Annotated in this window: 15 protein-coding genes; 8 read left to right on the plus strand and 7 right to left on the minus strand. The window is 72.4% G+C overall.

Translation table 11 applies throughout. The features are described 5' to 3' along the window. Nucleotides 1–49 precede the first annotated feature (49 nt). Both ACWGKU_RS06920 and ACWGKU_RS06925 read right to left on the minus strand, forming a co-directional pair. Entirely contained in the window at nt 50–2,878 is a 2,829-nt protein-coding gene (locus ACWGKU_RS06920; RefSeq protein WP_401054167.1) for a hypothetical protein, read from the minus strand. Between the two features lie 184 nt (nt 2,879–3,062). Beyond that, nucleotides 3,063–4,412, minus strand: a complete 1,350-nt coding sequence (locus ACWGKU_RS06925; RefSeq protein ID WP_452177516.1) for a hypothetical protein — start codon at nt 4,410–4,412, stop codon at nt 3,063–3,065. Nucleotides 4,413–5,232: 820 nt separating this feature from the next. Between ACWGKU_RS06925 and ACWGKU_RS06930 the strand changes: the two genes are divergently transcribed. Continuing rightward, complete coding sequence (locus ACWGKU_RS06930) at nt 5,233–5,433, plus strand: thiazolylpeptide-type bacteriocin (protein WP_452177517.1); 201 nt, start codon at nt 5,233–5,235, stop codon at nt 5,431–5,433. Nucleotides 5,434–5,705: 272 nt separating this feature from the next. Continuing rightward, entirely contained in the window at nt 5,706–6,905 is a 1,200-nt protein-coding gene (locus tag ACWGKU_RS06935; protein ID WP_452177518.1) for a lantibiotic dehydratase C-terminal domain-containing protein, read from the plus strand. A 71-nt stretch (nt 6,906–6,976) separates the two neighbouring features. On the opposite strand, the gene ACWGKU_RS06940 is transcribed toward ACWGKU_RS06935, so the two are convergent. Together ACWGKU_RS06940 and ACWGKU_RS06945 are read right to left on the minus strand one after the other, a co-directional pair. Beyond that, entirely contained in the window at nt 6,977–7,222 is a 246-nt protein-coding gene (locus ACWGKU_RS06940) for a hypothetical protein (RefSeq protein WP_401050560.1), read from the minus strand. Then, nucleotides 7,219–8,385, minus strand: a complete 1,167-nt coding sequence (locus ACWGKU_RS06945) for an anion permease (protein WP_452177519.1) — start codon at nt 8,383–8,385, stop codon at nt 7,219–7,221. The genes ACWGKU_RS06940 and ACWGKU_RS06945 overlap by 4 nt, the downstream gene beginning before the upstream one ends. Nucleotides 8,386–8,575: 190 nt before the next feature. Between ACWGKU_RS06945 and ACWGKU_RS06950 the strand changes: the two genes are divergently transcribed. Further along, the gene (locus tag ACWGKU_RS06950) at nt 8,576–9,307 is read left to right on the plus strand and encodes a DUF7873 family protein (RefSeq protein WP_401050556.1); all 732 of its coding nucleotides are present in this window, start codon (nt 8,576–8,578) and stop codon (nt 9,305–9,307) included. Between the two features lie 468 nt (nt 9,308–9,775). Here ACWGKU_RS06950 and ACWGKU_RS06955 read toward each other — a convergent pair whose 3' ends face one another. Beyond that, nucleotides 9,776–10,003, minus strand: coding sequence for a hypothetical protein (locus ACWGKU_RS06955; protein ID WP_452177520.1), 228 nt, complete (start codon nt 10,001–10,003; stop codon nt 9,776–9,778). Nucleotides 10,004–10,120: 117 nt separating this feature from the next. Here ACWGKU_RS06955 and ACWGKU_RS06960 point away from each other — a divergent pair, with 117 nt between their 5' ends. Continuing rightward, the gene (locus ACWGKU_RS06960; RefSeq protein WP_452177521.1) at nt 10,121–11,212 is read left to right on the plus strand and encodes a DUF5937 family protein; all 1,092 of its coding nucleotides are present in this window, start codon (nt 10,121–10,123) and stop codon (nt 11,210–11,212) included. A gap of 85 nt (nt 11,213–11,297) precedes the next feature. On the opposite strand, the gene ACWGKU_RS06965 is transcribed toward ACWGKU_RS06960, so the two are convergent. Next, the gene (locus tag ACWGKU_RS06965; RefSeq protein WP_401055094.1) at nt 11,298–11,969 is read right to left on the minus strand and encodes a hypothetical protein; all 672 of its coding nucleotides are present in this window, start codon (nt 11,967–11,969) and stop codon (nt 11,298–11,300) included. A gap of 399 nt (nt 11,970–12,368) precedes the next feature. Between ACWGKU_RS06965 and ACWGKU_RS06970 the strand changes: the two genes are divergently transcribed. The 4 genes from ACWGKU_RS06970 to ACWGKU_RS06985 all read left to right on the plus strand — a co-directional run bounded on the left by ACWGKU_RS06970 (nt 12,369) and on the right by ACWGKU_RS06985 (nt 15,172). Beyond that, entirely contained in the window at nt 12,369–12,659 is a 291-nt protein-coding gene (locus ACWGKU_RS06970) for a hypothetical protein (protein WP_452177555.1), read from the plus strand. A 161-nt stretch (nt 12,660–12,820) separates the two neighbouring features. Continuing rightward, nucleotides 12,821–13,339, plus strand: coding sequence for a universal stress protein (locus ACWGKU_RS06975; protein ID WP_452177522.1), 519 nt, complete (start codon nt 12,821–12,823; stop codon nt 13,337–13,339). Beyond that, nucleotides 13,336–14,562, plus strand: a complete 1,227-nt coding sequence (locus tag ACWGKU_RS06980; protein WP_452177523.1) for a PP2C family protein-serine/threonine phosphatase — start codon at nt 13,336–13,338, stop codon at nt 14,560–14,562. The genes ACWGKU_RS06975 and ACWGKU_RS06980 overlap by 4 nt, the downstream gene beginning before the upstream one ends. Next, the gene (locus ACWGKU_RS06985; RefSeq protein ID WP_452177524.1) at nt 14,519–15,172 is read left to right on the plus strand and encodes a universal stress protein; all 654 of its coding nucleotides are present in this window, start codon (nt 14,519–14,521) and stop codon (nt 15,170–15,172) included. Before ACWGKU_RS06980 ends, ACWGKU_RS06985 begins: the two co-directional genes overlap by 44 nt. Here ACWGKU_RS06985 and ACWGKU_RS06990 read toward each other — a convergent pair. Then, nucleotides 15,106–15,402 carry a DUF4193 domain-containing protein gene (locus ACWGKU_RS06990; RefSeq protein ID WP_401050125.1) on the minus strand — a complete coding sequence of 99 codons (297 nt, stop codon included), beginning with the start codon at nt 15,400–15,402 and terminating at the stop codon, nt 15,106–15,108. The genes ACWGKU_RS06985 and ACWGKU_RS06990 overlap by 67 nt on opposite strands. Between the last annotated feature and the right edge of the window lie 263 nt (nt 15,403–15,665).

Below are 15,665 nucleotides of genomic sequence, written 5' to 3' on the forward strand. Positions count from 1 at the left end.
GGGTGCCGGCGCCGGGGCCGGCCGCCCTTTCAGCCGCCGCGCGCCGCGCTCACAGCTGCTGCCCGGTGCGCGGGTCGTAGCGGACCGCGACAGCCGCCACCTGGTCGGTGGGCATGACCTCGATCCACTGGTCGAAGATCTGGTACGGGTCGTCCGGCCGGCGGAACCCGCCCTCCAGCGGGTCGAATCCCGTCTCGAAGACCTTCTCCGAGGCCAGCGTGTTGTCCACCGCCGTGTTGGCGGCCTGGAGCTTGGCCGCGAGGAGCTGCAGGACGTCGCCGTACGTCTTGTTCTGGTACTCCGGCGGGTCTCCGGGCTGGACGGGGTAGGGCAGGCCGAGCCCCGCCACGCCTTCGACGCCCAGGAGCCAGGCGAGCGCGGCGACCTCCTGTCCGGGCCTGACGGGCATGACGGCCTTGGCCCAGGCGGCGTTGAGGAACTCGTTGCGGCGCTCGTCGCCGTCGATCTGGATCAGCCAGCCCAGCGAGCTGCCGAGCGGCGCCGGCTGGGTCTCCTCGGTGATGAGGTAGTCGACCCGCCATTCGGGGGCGGGCGCGCCCGCCGCGCCCGAGGTGCGGTACTCGTCCGCGCGGGAGTACCAGCCGGCCACCGTCTGCCCGGCGAGCGGCAGTTCGACGGTGCCGTCGGGGAGGGGCGGCTGCTTCTCGGGCGGCAGCGGGTAGCGGCCGGCGCTGTTCCGGTCGGGGGCGGGCGGGGCCACCGGGCCGGGCCGCCAGAAGTCCGGGGCGACGAAGTAGAGCATCTCCTCGACGTCGAAGAGCTGGTTGATCTGCTCCGATTCCGCGAACGGGGGGTGGTCCGGGTCCTGGGGGTAGTGACCGTTGTTCTCCAGGCGCCGCAGGATGTCGCGGAACACCACGCGCCGTTCCTCGCTGCGCAGCACCTCCGGCCGGCGCGGGGTCAGCGCGCTGACCAGGCGCAGCCGTTCGCGCACCGCCTTGCCGTAGGCCTCGTGCTCCAGCCGGTCGACCGCCGCCTGGTAGTCGGCCTGCGCGGCGTCCCGCCGCTTCTGGAGGTCGGTCTTGGCGGCGTCGGTGGGCGTGTAGGTCAGTACGGCGTCGAACGGCATGGACTTGCGGCCCTGCCAGTTGGCGTAGGTGAGGCGGATCTTGAGCGTGTTCTTGTCCGGGTCGGGGTCGGGTACCAGGTCGGTCGAGTCGAGCGGGGCGAAGTTGGCCTGCGCTCCGTGGCGGTCGATCGAGGCGACCCCGGTCAGGCGGTAGCCCGGTGGGGCCGGCGGGAGCGGGAAGTCGAAGCAGAACTGGACGATGTCGTCGTGTCCGCCGGGGGTGCTGGTGGGGTTGATGCCGCGGCAGGCGTTGCCGCTCTCCGGCAGGTAGGTCAGCTTGGCGTCCTCGTCCGGGCCCTGGTCGTGCAGGAACGGCACCTCGAAGTGGAAGGGCACCTGCTTGTCTTCGAGGTCGGGGATGTCCGCGGGCTTGGGGATCGCCGTGAGGTCGGGCGCGTCGACGACGTGGACCATGTCACCGAGCCCCAGGTCCCGGCCCGGGTCGGGGAGGTAGACCTGCCAGCACAGTCGGGTGCCGATGTGCTGCAGTTGCACGCCGACCTTGCGCATCTTGCGCCGGAACTCGTAGTTGACCAGGTCGGTGGTGCTGGCGTTCTGCAGCACGTAGCGGCGGCTGGAGGTGTCGGTGGTCTCGGTCACCGTCTTGAAGGTCGTCTTGAAGTTGCGCCTGATCTCCGTGTTGACCTTGGAGGTCTGCGTACGGGTGTGCTTGTGGGTCTCCTCCGCCCCCCGCTTGACCGTGTTCTGGGTGGCGAAGCTGGCGCTGACGTCGGCGTGGTAGATCGTGGCGTTCACTCCGCCGGTGGCGCTCACGCCGAGCTTGGTATCGGTGGAGTTGTCCTCCTTGACCGCGTCGGCCACGTCGTCCTGGTCGGTCTGGCTGTCCTCGGTCTTGCGGGTGGTCTCCTCCGCGACCGTGGTCGTCTTCTCGACCAGGGTGCGCAGGGTGCTGGTCTCGACGACCTCGACGGTTCCGCCGGGGCTCACCCAGATGTGCCCGGACGGCGCGCCGAGGAAGGTGTCGAACTCGAAGAAGTACTGGCGGAAGAGGTTCACCAGCCCGACGGGCGTGAGCGGGGCCGTGCCGGAGGCCGTCGCGGCGGCGAGGCCGGTGACGTAGTCGGGCGGGGAGCCGGCCGCGGCTTCCAGATCGGGGGCGGCGAAGGTGCGGTAGTACTCGGCCAGCGCGGCCAGGGCCGGGTCGCGCAGCACCCGGGCGTTGTCGCCGCGGAAGCTTTCGGAGGCGAGTGCCGCGAACCGGGATCCGGGGTGCACGGCGGCGGCCGCGGTGCCGGCCTGCGAGCCGAGCCATCCGAGCAGGGGCTGGTAGACGCCGAAGACCTCGGTGGCGTACGGGAGGGCCCCTTCGAAGTCGGTGACCGGGCGCCCGGTGAACGTCGGCACGCCGGGGGCGGGCAGGACCATGGTCTGCCCGTCGGCGGCCGCGCCGCTGCCGGCGACGGTGAACACGACCGCGCTCCACGGCGCGCCGCTCGGGGACTTGAACAGGCGCACCGACGCGGTGGCGGTGCGGGCCGGTGCGACGAAGGTGATCGTCACCGTGGTCGGCGAGGTCGCGGTGCGCCCGGCGAAGTTGAGCCCGGTGACCGGGTCGCGCCACAGGAACGTGCCGTCCAGCGCGGTGACGTCCGGGTAGGCGCTGGGGTCCTGCACACTGACGCCGTCCGGCAGGGCGAGGGCCATCCGCAGGCCGGCGGGGATGTCGGCGCCCGTGCCGTCGACGCGGTACGACCAGAGCTTGAAGGCGGTTCCGGAGCCCGCCGTGGGGATGGGGGCCGTGCCGAGGAAGGTGACGGCGAATGCCATGTCGGACTCCTGGAGGCGGGGAGGGTCCCCTTGGTGTCCCCACCGCAGTCCGGCTCCCTCACCCCGGCCGCAGGCGTACCGCCCGAAGGATGCACACGTTCGTTCGGACGATGCACGTCCTGTGGCGCCTGCCGCCGGCGCGGGGCACGCCACCGCATCGGCAGACCCGCCCGTACCGGCGGGCTCAGTTCCGTGCGGGCCTGGGCTGGACCACCGGCCCCGCCGCCTTGAAGCCGCGCTGCTCGCCGAACCACTCGGGCGTGGCGTTGGACAGGGCGTGGGACAGCAGAGTGCGCAGGAACCAGCCGTGGCCGTGGCCGTTGCCCCGGGCGTCCTGGTCCCAGCCCGCCGGGTTGTCCAGCGGGTGCTCCAGCCAGTGCCGGAAGAAGGAGGGCGGCAGGTGGACCAGCCCCACGCTGCGGTCGTGGTTGTAGGCCTCGACCCCGGTGCCCCTGGGGTGCGCGCCCTGCTTCTTGCGCAGGGCGGCCTTCGCGGGCTTGCCGCCCTCCCACTCCACGGTGTCCAGGTTGACGGTGGTGGGGCTCTGCAGCCCCAGGCCGCTGCCGAGCACCGCCCGCTGGTGGTCGTCGTAGGAGGTGTAGACGAAGACGCGGGCGTCGCGGTTGACCCGGCGCTTCCAGAACGACGCCCTCTCCAGCAGTGCCTGGAAGCGCTCCAGGCGGGCCTTCGCATCCCCCACCTGGAGGTTCGGGTCGAAGAGGTTGATCTGTGACAGGTGGCGGCGGAAGAACGGTGTGTCGGCAGCGCCCTTCATCAGCTTCTCGACGCGGTCACCGCTGTGGCTGTAGCCGGAGAGCATCACCTGCCCGAACTCGGGGAAGCCGTCCTGGACGGGGCGGCCCGTGATCTTCCCGGAGGCGAAGAGGAGCACCTCCTGGACCGCCCGGGTCAGGCCCTGCTCCGTCAGCAGGTCGTTGAAATTGCCTCCCGCGACGGACGCCACGGGGACGACGTAGAGGACGTTCGGCTCGAACCGGTCCGAGGCCAGCAGGTGCTGGGCGACCGCCCGGAAGTCCGTGCACAGGTAGCGCTCGCCGAGCTTGACATAGGGCTGCGTCCCCTTGAATTTGTCGGTGACGCAGCCGCGGTCCTTCCCGTCGATGCGGCACGTGCCGGTCCAGTAGTCGGTGGCGGCGTAGCAGTCCCGGTCGGTCGGCGGGTGGAAGAGGAAGTGGACGTTGACGTTCTGGGTGGCCCCGGCCTTCAGGTGCAGCGCCGCCGTCCTGGACACCCACATCAGGAACAGCTGCGTGGCCTGGTCCCGCTCCGCGACGAGGACGGTCCCGTGCTCGTCCGCCAGGCCGCCGACGACATCCCTGTACTGGACCATCCGGACGTTGAGGCCGTCCGGTTGGGCGGCGTCCAGGACCCGGCGCCCCGGCACGTCGATCCCGCGGTCGCGGTTCCGCAGCAGCGGGAGCAGCAGATCGGTGTCGGCGCTGCCGTCGCTCTGGAGGAGTTTGAGGCCGGGGTCCTGGAGCGACTGGAACCGGCTGAAAACGTCGGTCATCATGGGTCGGCACCTCGTTCGCCGCACGGCCTGGGACTCTCCGGGACTTTCCGGTGCTCCCCGGCACTCCTCGGAGCGGCCATCCTCGTGCACCGCGCCGCCGCCTCCCGCCGCGACGGGCCGGACGCGGGCGCCCTCGGCCGGCCCACCACCCGAACGGAGCGCCCGGAAGCCCTGCCCTGGCCGGATCCCGATGGTCGCGCTCCGGCTTCTCCCCCGCCGGGGCGCGGGCACGACGAGCGGAGCGGGCGGGACAGGAGGCGTGAAGGCCGGGTGAAGGACCCGTCGGCAGTCGCAGGGGGCGTGGAGCTGCCCTCTTCACAGGGGCGGGGACGAACCGTTCCCCCGCCGCACCGCACCGCGGACGGCGCGCCCGCCGGGCCCGGCGAGGTTTCAGGGATGTACGCATGGGGCGAACCGGGCACCGCGGTGCCTCGGCGGGGTGCGGCCGGCGCCGCGGGCCGCAGCGGATTACCGGCCAATGTGACCGGAGCGCCCTCTTGGCGGAGCGAGCCTCGACCTAGACTCGGTAAAACGGTGGCGCCCGGCCGGTATCGATCCGGTCCGAGCCGCGCGCCCACGGGGGACCAGGCGCATCCGCATCATCCCGCTTGAGCACGCGTGTGTGCTCAGGCACGCATGTGGCACCTCTGCGCGACACCGTCGCACTGCGCGCGGCACCGTCGCGCTGCCGGAGGACGGCGGCTCCCGGGGATCGTGTTCCTGCCAGGAGTCGTCGTCGGGCTTCCGGCCCACGTTCCGGCACGGACCCGGTCCGGCGATCTACCGGGCCGACCCCTTCGACACTCCTCGGGAGACCTCCATGTCCGACCACCTGCAGGACGTCCTCGCGCTCGACGACCTCGACCTCGACCTCGACCTCGACCTCGACCTGGGCGAACTGACCGTCACCGCGCTGCGCGACAGCATCGCGCTGCCGGAGGGCGGCGCGTCCACCAACTCCACGTCCTGCAACTCCTCCTCCAACTCCAGCATCGTGCACCCGACGACGACGTGGTTCTGACGCTCCGCGCTGCCGGGCGTCCTGAGCGGTGCCGAGCCCTGCCGAACCCTGCTGAGCTGTAGCAAGCCCTACTGAGCGGCGCCGAAGCACCAGCCCGGGCCGGTGGCTCGCCCGCCACCCGCACGGCGCCCTGCTGGAGGAGGCCCTGCCCCTCGTCGGCGGGCAGTCGGAACCGGCGCGGACGGTCGAACTCGTCCTGGAGACCTACCGCCCGGCCCAACCCACTGCCCGCCCCCGTCCGCCCCGCCGGTGCCGCACCGAGGAGTCGCCCGATGAGCGAGCCGACGACTGAGTTGACGAGTGAGCCGATGAGCGGTCCGGCCGGCCGCCCCGCGCCCGGGACCGCCCTCGACGTGATCCTCTACCACTACCGGCCCGTCAAGGCGCGCGCCCTGCGCGAGGCCGTCCTGCCGCTCGCGCGCAGGGCGACGGAGCAGGGGCTGCTCGCCCACGTCGAACGGCACTGGCGGTTCGGGCCGCACCTGCGGCTGCGACTGGAGGGGCCGGCCGAGCGGGTGGCCGCCGCGGCGGAGGAGTCCGCCCGGGCGCTGCGGACGTGGGCGGCCGCGCACCCGTCCGTCGCCGACCGCACGCGGGAACAGCTGCTCGCCGAGGCCGCCGTCGCCGGGCGGGCCGAGCTGATCGCCCCGCCGTACGGCCCGCTGGTGCCGGACAACACCGTCCGGGTGGTGCCCGTCGACCCGGCCGCGACGACCGACCTGCACGCGCTGCTCGGGGCCGAACCCGCTGCGCTGCGCGACGAGTTGATGCGCGCCGGGCTGCCCGCGATCACCTCGGCCTGCGCGTTCCTCGGGGAGCACGGCGACACCGCGCAGGCCCGGGTGCGGCTGGTGCTCACGGCGCTGGCGGCGCACGCGAGCACCCATCCGGACGGGCTGATCGGCGGGCACTACTCCTTCCTCTCCCACCTGGAGGACTTCCTCGTCCACGAGGACCCGGACGGCCGGGTCCGAGCGGCCTTCGATCAGCGCTGGGAGCGCAGTGGCCCCGCCGCCACGGAGCTGGTCCGCCGCGTGGCGGCCGGGGACACCCGGGGCTGGGAGCAGGACTGGGCGCGCTGGTCGGCCACGGCCTGGGACCGGGCCGAGCGGCTGCTGGCGGCCGGGGCCGACCTCTCCGGCCGCGGCGAGGAGTACCGGGCCCGCGCGACCGCCCTCGGCGACCCGGCCACCGCCGAACGCTGGGACTTCGAACTGCGCACCCGCTACAGCGAGTTCCACCGGATGCTGACCCGCAGCGACCCCGATGGCACGCTGTTCGACCGCACCCACTACCTGATCTACCGGACCGGCACCAACGCCCTGTACCGGCTCTTCGCGATCTGCGACGTCCGGCCGGTGGAGCGCTACCTGGCCGCCCACCTCCTCGTACGCAGCGTCCCCGAACTCACCGGACACCGGTGGCGGGACTACATCGCCCTGGTGATCGCCATGGTCGAGGGGCCGGCATGACGGCCCTTCCACCTCGCAGTCGCCGCCCGCGCCCCGCCGGCGCGCCACCGCGGCGACCACCGCCTCCGCACTCAGCTGTGGTTGACGATGATGAAGATGCCCCAGCCGATCGCGGCGAGGACCACCGCGAAGCACACCACGGCAACGGTCCGGCCGAGCGCCCCGGCGGCGCGGCGGGAGACCCCGGCCCCGTCGATCCCGACCGGTGGGTAGAGGGCGCGCACACCGATGGCGAACAGTGCGGGCAGACCGGCGCCGGCGAGGAATCCGACCACGACGATCTTCCAGAGCGCGTCCAGATCGACCCAGGAGTTCACGGGGCCACCTCGTCGGTGGCGGGAACGGGCTCCGGGTCCGGGATGACCGACCCGGTCCACGCGGCGTTGACGTTCTCCGGGGTGACCGCCGGGTGGCGGGACGCGACGAAGAAGGCGATCGAGGCCAGCACCAGGACGGCGAAGATGGTCACGACGCCCCCGGTGCCGCCGATCCCGTCGGCGACCCAGTAGGCCAGCGCCCCGACCAGTGCCGCCGCCGGGAGGGTGAGCACCCAGGCCACCACCATGCGGCGGGCGATGTTCCACCGTACGACCGCGCCCTTCTTGCCGACCCCCGATCCGAGGATCGACCCGGTGGCGACGTGGGTGGTGGAGAGCGAGTAGCCGAAGTCCGTGGAGGAGAGGATGACCGCGGCCGAGGCCGACTCACTGGCCATCCCCTGCGGCGGTTCGATCTCCACCAGTCCCTTGCCCAGCGCCCTGATGACCCGCCAGCCGCCGATGTAGGTGCCCAGCGCGATGGCCGTGGCGCAGGAGCCGATCACCCAGTCCGGCGCCTTCGCCCCGGCGCTCAGGGTGCCGCTGGCGATCAGGGCCAGCGTGATGACGCCCATGGTCTTCTGGGCGTCGTTGGTGCCGTGGGCGAGCGAGACCATGCAGGCCGACCCGACCTGACCGCTCCGGAAGCCCTGGGTGCGCGGGCCCTCGGAGACCTCGCGGGTGACGCGGTAGACGAGGTAGGTGCCGAGCGCGGCGACCGAGCCCGCGATGAACGGCGACAGGGCGGCCGGCACGATCACCTTGGCGACGAGGCCCTGCCACTTGACGGCGGAGGCCCCGGCCGCCGCCATGGTCGCCCCGACCACGCCGCCGATCAGCGCGTGCGAGGAACTCGACGGGATCCCGACGTACCAGGTCGTCAGGTTCCACAGGATGCTGCCCGTCAGGCCCGCCATGACCACGGTCAGCGTCACGTCCTGGCTCTGCACCAGACCGCTGGCGATCGTCGCGGCGACCGCGGTCGACAGGAAGGCGCCCACCAGGTTCAGCACCGCCGAGACGCCGACCGCGACACGCGGCGGGAGGGCGCCGGTGACGATCGAGGTCGCCATGGCGTTGCCGGTGTCGTGAAACCCGTTGGTGAAGTCGAAACCGAGCGCGGTGACCACCACCAGCGCCAGAACCACGTCATTGCCGGTCACGCGTCCGAACCTAACCCGCCGACCGCCGCCGCCCCGGTCCCCCGCCACCCGTACGGGGCCGGGCGGTGGAGGACACCATCCGATCGGACCAGCACGGCCGTGGAGCCCGAGCGGAGCGCACAGGACAGAACCACTACTCGGTCAATAATTGGGTGTCGCCGACCACTTTGGGACTGATAGCGTCCCGGACGTGGCAAAGCTGAACCAGATCATCGCCGTTGAAAAGGGCGTCAAGTCCAAGTCCTTCCAGGAGCTGACGCAGGCCCACCAGGACCTTCAGAAGCCCGCGCTGCTGGCCGGGATCTCCCGCACCTACCAGCCCAAGGACGAGGAGGGCGAGCAGCTGCCGCCGGAGTCGACCCGTGTGCAGCTGAAGGCCGAGGACATCCTGCGGTCCACCGCGCAGACCCTCACCCGGCTCTTCGACGTGACGGCCACCAAGGACTGGGCCAACATCGGTGCCAGCGCCGACGTGGTGGTCGACGGCCAGGTGCTCCTCGCCCGGGTGCCGGTGCCGTACCTGCTCTTCCTGGAGAAGCAGCTCACCGACCTGTTCACCTTCGTGAAGAAGCTCCCGGTGCTGGACGCCTCCGAGTCCTGGAACCTCGACCCGTCCGCCGACGCCTGGAAGACCGAGCCGGTGCGCACCATCCGGACCAAGAAGGTGCCGCGCAACCACGTCAAGGCCGAGGCCACCGAGAAGCACCCGGCCCAGGTCGAGGTCTACTACGAGGACATCGCGGTCGGCTACTGGACCACGGTCAAGTTCTCCGGCGCGCTGCCGGCCCGCCGGGTGAACGAGCTCGCCGAGCGGGTGGAGAAGCTCCAGCAGGCGGTCAAGTTCGCCCGCGAGGAGGCCAACGCGGTCGAGGTCACCGACCAGCGGGTCGGCGACGCCGTCTTCGGCTACCTCTTCCGGTAGCCCCATGATCGCCCGCCCGGGGAGCCGGGCGGGTGCACCGAGCGCGTCGAACACCCTGTCCGGGAGACCGGGCGGGTGCGCTGCACGGTGCGAAAAGCTGACACTGACGTTGAAGCTGACCAGGGGTCCCAGTGGAGGTTCGAGTCCTCCCCCCGGCACCACCAGCCGGGGTAGCCCAAGCAGGCAGAGGCAGACCCCTTGAATCTCAGACTCTCGCTCCAGTCTCAGCATTCGCCGCCGAACACCGGATCGACCGGGTGCGGACGAATATCGACGAATGCAGGTTCAAGTCCTGTCTGTGCCGCTCCGTGGCACGGTAGTTCAAAGGTAGAACGCGTCGATTTCAACCTGATCCGCGACCCTTAAACGTGCCGGTGTGCGCAATTGGGCGGCAAACAGGGGCCCGGGAGCTGGCTACGCTCCCGGGTCCTCTCGCGTTCCCGGGGCGCCGCCCCGGCAGGACCACCACTACGGCCGGCACACCCCGGCCGGCCGCCGGCGGCGGAGGAGGGCCGCGCGGAGGGCCAGGCGGAGGCGGCCGGTGGTCGGGCGGCCGGCGAGGACGGCCTCGAAGCGGCGGTGATCGCGGACCGCACGGAACACCGCGACATCGTGGGTACCGGGGGCCGGCGGGGCCGGCTCGGCGTGCTGGGCGGCCCGGTAGCTGTCGAAGAGGTGCTGCTGCAGTGCGTTCATGCGCCCACCGTGCACCCCGGCGGCCCCACAAGTCCCGTCGATTGACGGCCCCCGTCAAATGACGGGACGGCTCCCCCCGCCCGACCCGGCGTCGCGGCGGCCAGGCACCATGGAGGGGTGAGCGTGACCATTGACATCACCGGGCTGCCGCACGAGCGGATCACCTTCTGCCCCTCGCCCCTGGCCGAACTGAGCAACGCGCTGCACGCGCTGGCCGAGCCCGCTCACCACTCCCGGCTGCACGCGTGGACGACGACGACCTCCGCCGCGCTCAAGCCGGAACTGGCCGATCGGCTGCTCGAAGCCGACTTCATGTGGCGGTCGACGCGCTCCGACTTCCTGATGCCGGCCCGGCCCCGGGAGACCCTCACCGAGGAACTGGACGACCTCGACCGCATGGAAGACGAGAAGTTCGTCGGTGCGGCCCTGGAGATCTCGTGCAGCATCAGCCACTACCCCAAGGGCCTGCCGTCGCCCCTGGTCGACGCGTGGTCGCGGCGCCGCGCGCTCGACCTGGCGGCGGCGCGCGGCCCGCGCCAGGCGGCCTTCGTCGAGCGGATGCTCGCCGAACCCACCGCCACGCGCGCGTGGATCCGGCGCCTCCTGGAGGACTGCGACCAGGCGTTCTTCGCCGACACCTGGCGCCGGGTCCGCGTCCAGCTCGCCGCCGACGCCCAGCACAAGAGCGAGCTGCTGCGCCGCAAGGGCCTGGCGGAGGCACTCACGGCCGCGTCACCGGCACTGAGCCTGGAGGAGGACGAGCACGGCAGCCGCATCGTCGTCGACAAGCTCGTCCACGGCCGCACCGAGGCCCGCGGCGCCTCCCTCACCCTGATACCGACCGTCTTCGGCTGGCCGCACCTCTTCACCCTGTACGGGCCGGGCTGGCAGCCCGTGATCCAGTACCCGGCGGCCGCCCACGAGGTCGGCGGCGCCGAGCCGGTGGAGACGGTCAAGCTGCGCCTGGACGCGCTGACCCACCCCATGCGGATGAGCCTGTGCCGCAACCTCGCGCGCGGCGCGTACTCGACCAGCGAGCTGGCCGACGCCTACGGCATCACCGCCCCGGAGGTCTCCCGCCACCTCACCGTGCTGAAGAAGGCCGGGCTGGTCATCACCCGGCGCAGGGGCCGCTACGTCCTCCACCAGCTCGACATCTCGGTCGTGGCCCGGATCGGCAGCGACTTCCTGGAGTCCGTGCTGCGGTGAGGACGGCCGGGCGGCAGGCGGGGGACGCCGCGGCGGGCGGATCGGCCCGGCACGCCCGTACCGCCACCACCCGCCCGCCCGCGCGTCAGGACCAGGGCTCCCCAGGGCGGGGTCCACCGCCGAGGACGAGCAGCGCCTCTCCCGCGGGCAGGTCGCCCGGCCGCCGTGCCGACCTGCCGTAGGCACTCGCCGCGTTGCCGAGCGCCAGGAGGGCCTCCGCACTCGGCAGCGCGGCCCGGTCGGGACGGAGGCGGTCGGCCGCCAGCCGGGAGAGCCGGGCGATCGTCTCGCACGCGCGGACCGACACGTTGCGAAGGAACTCCGCGACGCGCCGGTCGTCGAGGAGACGGCCCGCGGACTCGCCGGCCCGTTCGGCGAGCGTGTCCCAGACGCGGGAGACGGCGTCACGAACGGTGTGAAGCTGTTGCCACTCGGGGACGGCGCGAAGGGCGAGGGCGTGCCGGTCGACGGCGCGGAGTGCGGCGTTCACCGCCGTCGCTCCGCTCCTCGTACCCACGTGCCCCGTCCCGTCGGCGGCCGGCGCTTCCGATGCGTCGGGGAGTGCGGCGACGTGCTGCCAGTGGACCTGGAGCGCCTCCACATCGGCCTCAAGAACCGCTCGCAGATCCCCGGCGGTACTCCGCCCCTCGGGCACGGCTTCCTTCCAGGCCTCCGCCACCTCGTACAGCTGCGCTCTGAGGTCCGGCAGGTCGGCGCCTTCCGCGGCCTGCTGCTCCTCCGTCCGCGCCAGGGGCAACTCCGTTCCCCACAGGGGGAGTTCATCCCCAGCCGGCGTTTCGTCGACGGCTTCGGCCGAGCCCTGGCCCGCACGGGCGACCGACTCGCCGCGCCCCGCCCCAGGACCGACGGCAACGGTGTTCTCCGGTGAATTCACTGAGCGCATTCTCCAACTTCCGGACGACGAAGGGTCATGGCTGCCTCTCTGCCCTCGCGCAGGAAGGAGTGTTCGACACGAGCAGCACTCCCGAGGCGCTGAACTCACCTGGTGTAACAGCTCTGTTGAGGGTTGTCGACCGATGCGACCGACGTGTCTCCGACTCCCGGTCCAAACCGCCCGCGGGGGTGTGATTCCGGCTTTTCCAGCCAGGCGGTTGCCGCCGTGACGCTTTCCCGACCATATGCCCGGGTGGATCCCGTGACCGTGGGCGATGACCGGTACGCCTACGAGCGGATCGAGATGGCCCTGCACGATCGGGCCGTCCGGCGCACCATGGCCTGCGGCATCGCCGGGCTCGCGGTGGCCGCCGACACCGACCTCGTGCTGCTCGACATCAAGTCCTGGGACCGCGCCCTCTACCGGCACCTGACCGGACAGCGGCTCGACCCCACGCTCGACTTCCCCCTCGCCGACACCCCGGTGCCCACACCGGACCCGATCGCCCGAGCCCGGGCGGTCTTCGCCGCACAGGGCCTGCACACGGTCTGACCCCGGACGGGTTCCCCGTCAGGTCCGCGGCTGCGGTACACCCTGCACGGCTCCCCTCCAGGCACAGTCGCCTCCCGGCGCGGCTCCCCTCCCGGCTGGCATGGTGGCCGCGGATCGCCGATGGTGGCGGTGGAGGACGTCACAACTCTCGGAGGCGTGTGATGGGCGAGGAACCCCGCCGCTCAGCCCGGATCGTCGTGGGAGTGGACGGCTCCACGACATCCAGGTCCGCACCGGCGTGGGCGGCCCGGCTGACCGGGCTGACCGGGCTGACCGGGCTGACCGGGCTGACCGGGCTGACCGGGCTGACCGGGCTGACCGGCGGAAGCGTGGACGCCGTGATCGCCTGGCAGTACCCGGTCGGCTACGGGGCGCCCTCGGCAGCCGTGCCGGACTTCGACGTCGCGGGCAACGCGCGCCAGGCCCCGGCCGGGGCCGTCACGGAGGTCACGGCGGAGTCCCCGCAGGTCGAGATCCGGCAGCACGTCGTCCAGGGCCACCCCGCCGCCGTGCTCCTCAAGGCCGCGGAAAGCGCAGATCTGCTCGTCGTGGGTACTCGCGGGCACGGCGGATTCACCGAGGCCCTGCTGGGCTCGGTCGGCCAGCACTGCGTCCACCACGCGCCCTGCCCGGTCGTCGTCGTACGCGCCGCACGACGACGACCGCAGGCGGAACCGTGACCGGCGAGGCGATCGACTACCGGGCGGTGTTCCGCGCCCTGCCCGGCATGGTCGCGCTGCTCACCCCGGACCTGCTGTACGCCGACGCCAACGAGGATTTCCTCGGCCTGTCCGGGCGCACCCGCGAGCAGCTCGTCGGCCGGTACCTCTTCGACATCTTCCCCGACAACCCGAACGACCCCGCCGCCACCGGAGCCCACAACCTGAAGGCGTCCCTGCGCAGGGTCCTGGCGTCCGGCGAGCGCGACACCATGGCCCTGCAGCGCTACGACGTGGAGTCGACCGCCCGACCCGGCGAGTGGGAGGAGCGGTACTGGAGTCCGGTCAACGCCCCCGTGCTCGACGGCGAGGGCCGTACGGTGCTGCTCATCCACCGCGTCGAGGAGATCACCCAGCTCATCCGCGCCCACGGCCTGCCCGAGGGCGATCGCGCCCGCGTCCTGGAAGCCGAGCTCTACACCCGTGCCCGCGAACTCCAGGAGGTCAACGAGCGTCTGCGCGAGTCGCACGCCCGCGAACGCGAGGTCGCACTCGTGCTCCAGGCGGCCATGCTGCCGGAGCCCAGACCACTCGAACGCCACCGTGCCGCGGTCCGCTACCGACCCGCCGTGGGCGCCCTCAACGTCTGCGGCGACTGGTACGACCTCGTCGAACTGCCGGACGACCGCGTCGCGGTCGCCGTCGGCGACGTGGTCGGCCACGGCCTGGTCGCCGCCGGTGTCATGGGCCAGCTCCGCAGTGCCCTCAGCGCCGCCTCCCGGGTTGCCGGCAGCCCCGCCCAGGCCCTGGAGGTGCTCGGTCTGTACGCCCGTTCCGTCGAGGGCGCCGAATCCACCACCGCCGCGACCGCCTTCATCGACTCCGGCGCCCACACCATCACCTACAGCAGCGCCGGCCATCCCCCACCCGCCCTGCTGCACGGCGACGGCACCGTCGAATTCCTCGACCGGGCCACCGACCCTCCGCTCGGCGCCCGTCCCGAGCACCGGACACGGCCCGAGGCCGTCACCCGATTCGCCGAGGGGGACACGCTCGCCCTCTACACCGACGGCCTGGTCGAACGCCGCCACGAGGACATCGACACCGGCCTGGAGCGCCTCGCGCACGTCCTCACCACGCATCGCTCCGCCGACCCCGACGCCATCGCCGACACCGTCCTCACCGAACTGATCCCCCCCGATGGCGCCACCGACGACACCGCGCTCGTCGTCATCCGGCTCTGACGGCAGCACCCGGCCTGCGACGGGTCCCGGGGGCGCCGGCCGGGAGCGCGGGGACCGAGAGCGGACCCACCGTCCGAAGCCCCTTGGAGACGCCGTGAACGGCCGGATCACCGTCGGGTACGACGGATCGCCCGAAAGCGTCGCAGCCACGCAGTGGGCCGCGTGCGAGGCCGAACTCCACGGTATGCGTCTGGAGCTGCTCATGGCCTGGCCGTGGACCGCCGATCACTCGCTCGGCTCCCCGGACGCCGTGGCCGAGAGCCGAAGGTGGCTCGGCCGGCAGGCGAACCGGCAGGCGGCGCCGCCCACTTCCGTCGCGCGTCGGGTCCGACCGGCCCGCTGCTACGGGACGGTGATCCGTCCACCTGTGGCGACCGGGCTCCGCAGCCGTCGTCATCGCCCCGCTCCACCCGGCCGGACTCGTACCTCGGCCGGCCATCGACGCTCGGCACTGGCGGGCCGTACGTCCAGTCTCGTTCGCCGTCCTGGCCGCGGCACTCGTGACAACCGGCGCTGTCCGCGCAGTGGGCGCGGCGACTGCTGTCAGGGGGCGCAATCGCGGCAGATCATCCCGCCCTGGTCGGCGTGGACGAGCTGGCTGCGATGGTGAACCATGGAGCAGGTCGCGCAGACGAACTCGTCCGGCTGTTCCGGCAGGACCCTGATGGTCAGCTCCTCGCCGGAGAGGTCGGCGCCGGGGAGTTCCATGGTCTCGGCCTCTTCGGTCTCGTCCAGGCCTGTCACGCCGGGCCGCCGCTCGTCACGGCGGGACTTCAGTTCTTCGAGGCTCTCCTCGTTGTCGTCCTCGGTGCGCCGCGGGGCGTCGTAATCCGTGGCCACAGTGGTTGCTCCTTGCGTGGGTCGAAGAAGTCGCCTGACCGGACGGGGCGGCAGGGGCTCACTCGGACGGGGCTCCGGCGGCCCCGTCATCCCTCGTGCCGGCGGTTGTCGATGCGGTGCCCAGGTCGGGGGTGCCGGCATGAGGGCTGCCCCCGACGAGGCCGGTGACGGCGGTGTCACAGACCGGGCAGGCGTGTCGGTGCCAGCGCGGCGGCCACCAGGGGTCGCCTGGTGCGGCGGGGTGCTGTGAATCGGGTTGCATG

Source organism: Kitasatospora sp. NPDC054768 (assembly GCF_053612025.1).

What these genes read in the sequence shown, in the direction of transcription:
- ACWGKU_RS06920 (WP_401054167.1), bottom strand. Translation starts at nt 2,878, where the DNA reads ATGGCATTCGCCGTCACCTTCCTCGGCACGGCCCCCATCCCCACGGCG.
- ACWGKU_RS06925 (WP_452177516.1), bottom strand. Translation starts at nt 4,412, where the DNA reads ATGATGACCGACGTTTTCAGCCGGTTCCAGTCGCTCCAGGACCCCGGC.
- ACWGKU_RS06930 (WP_452177517.1), top strand. Translation starts at nt 5,233, where the DNA reads ATGTCCGACCACCTGCAGGACGTCCTCGCGCTCGACGACCTCGACCTC.
- ACWGKU_RS06935 (WP_452177518.1), top strand. Translation starts at nt 5,706, where the DNA reads ATGAGCGAGCCGACGACTGAGTTGACGAGTGAGCCGATGAGCGGTCCG.
- ACWGKU_RS06955 (WP_452177520.1), bottom strand. Translation starts at nt 10,003, where the DNA reads ATGAACGCACTGCAGCAGCACCTCTTCGACAGCTACCGGGCCGCCCAG.
- ACWGKU_RS06975 (WP_452177522.1), top strand. Translation starts at nt 12,821, where the DNA reads ATGGGCGAGGAACCCCGCCGCTCAGCCCGGATCGTCGTGGGAGTGGAC.
- ACWGKU_RS06985 (WP_452177524.1), top strand. Translation starts at nt 14,519, where the DNA reads ATGGCGCCACCGACGACACCGCGCTCGTCGTCATCCGGCTCTGACGGC.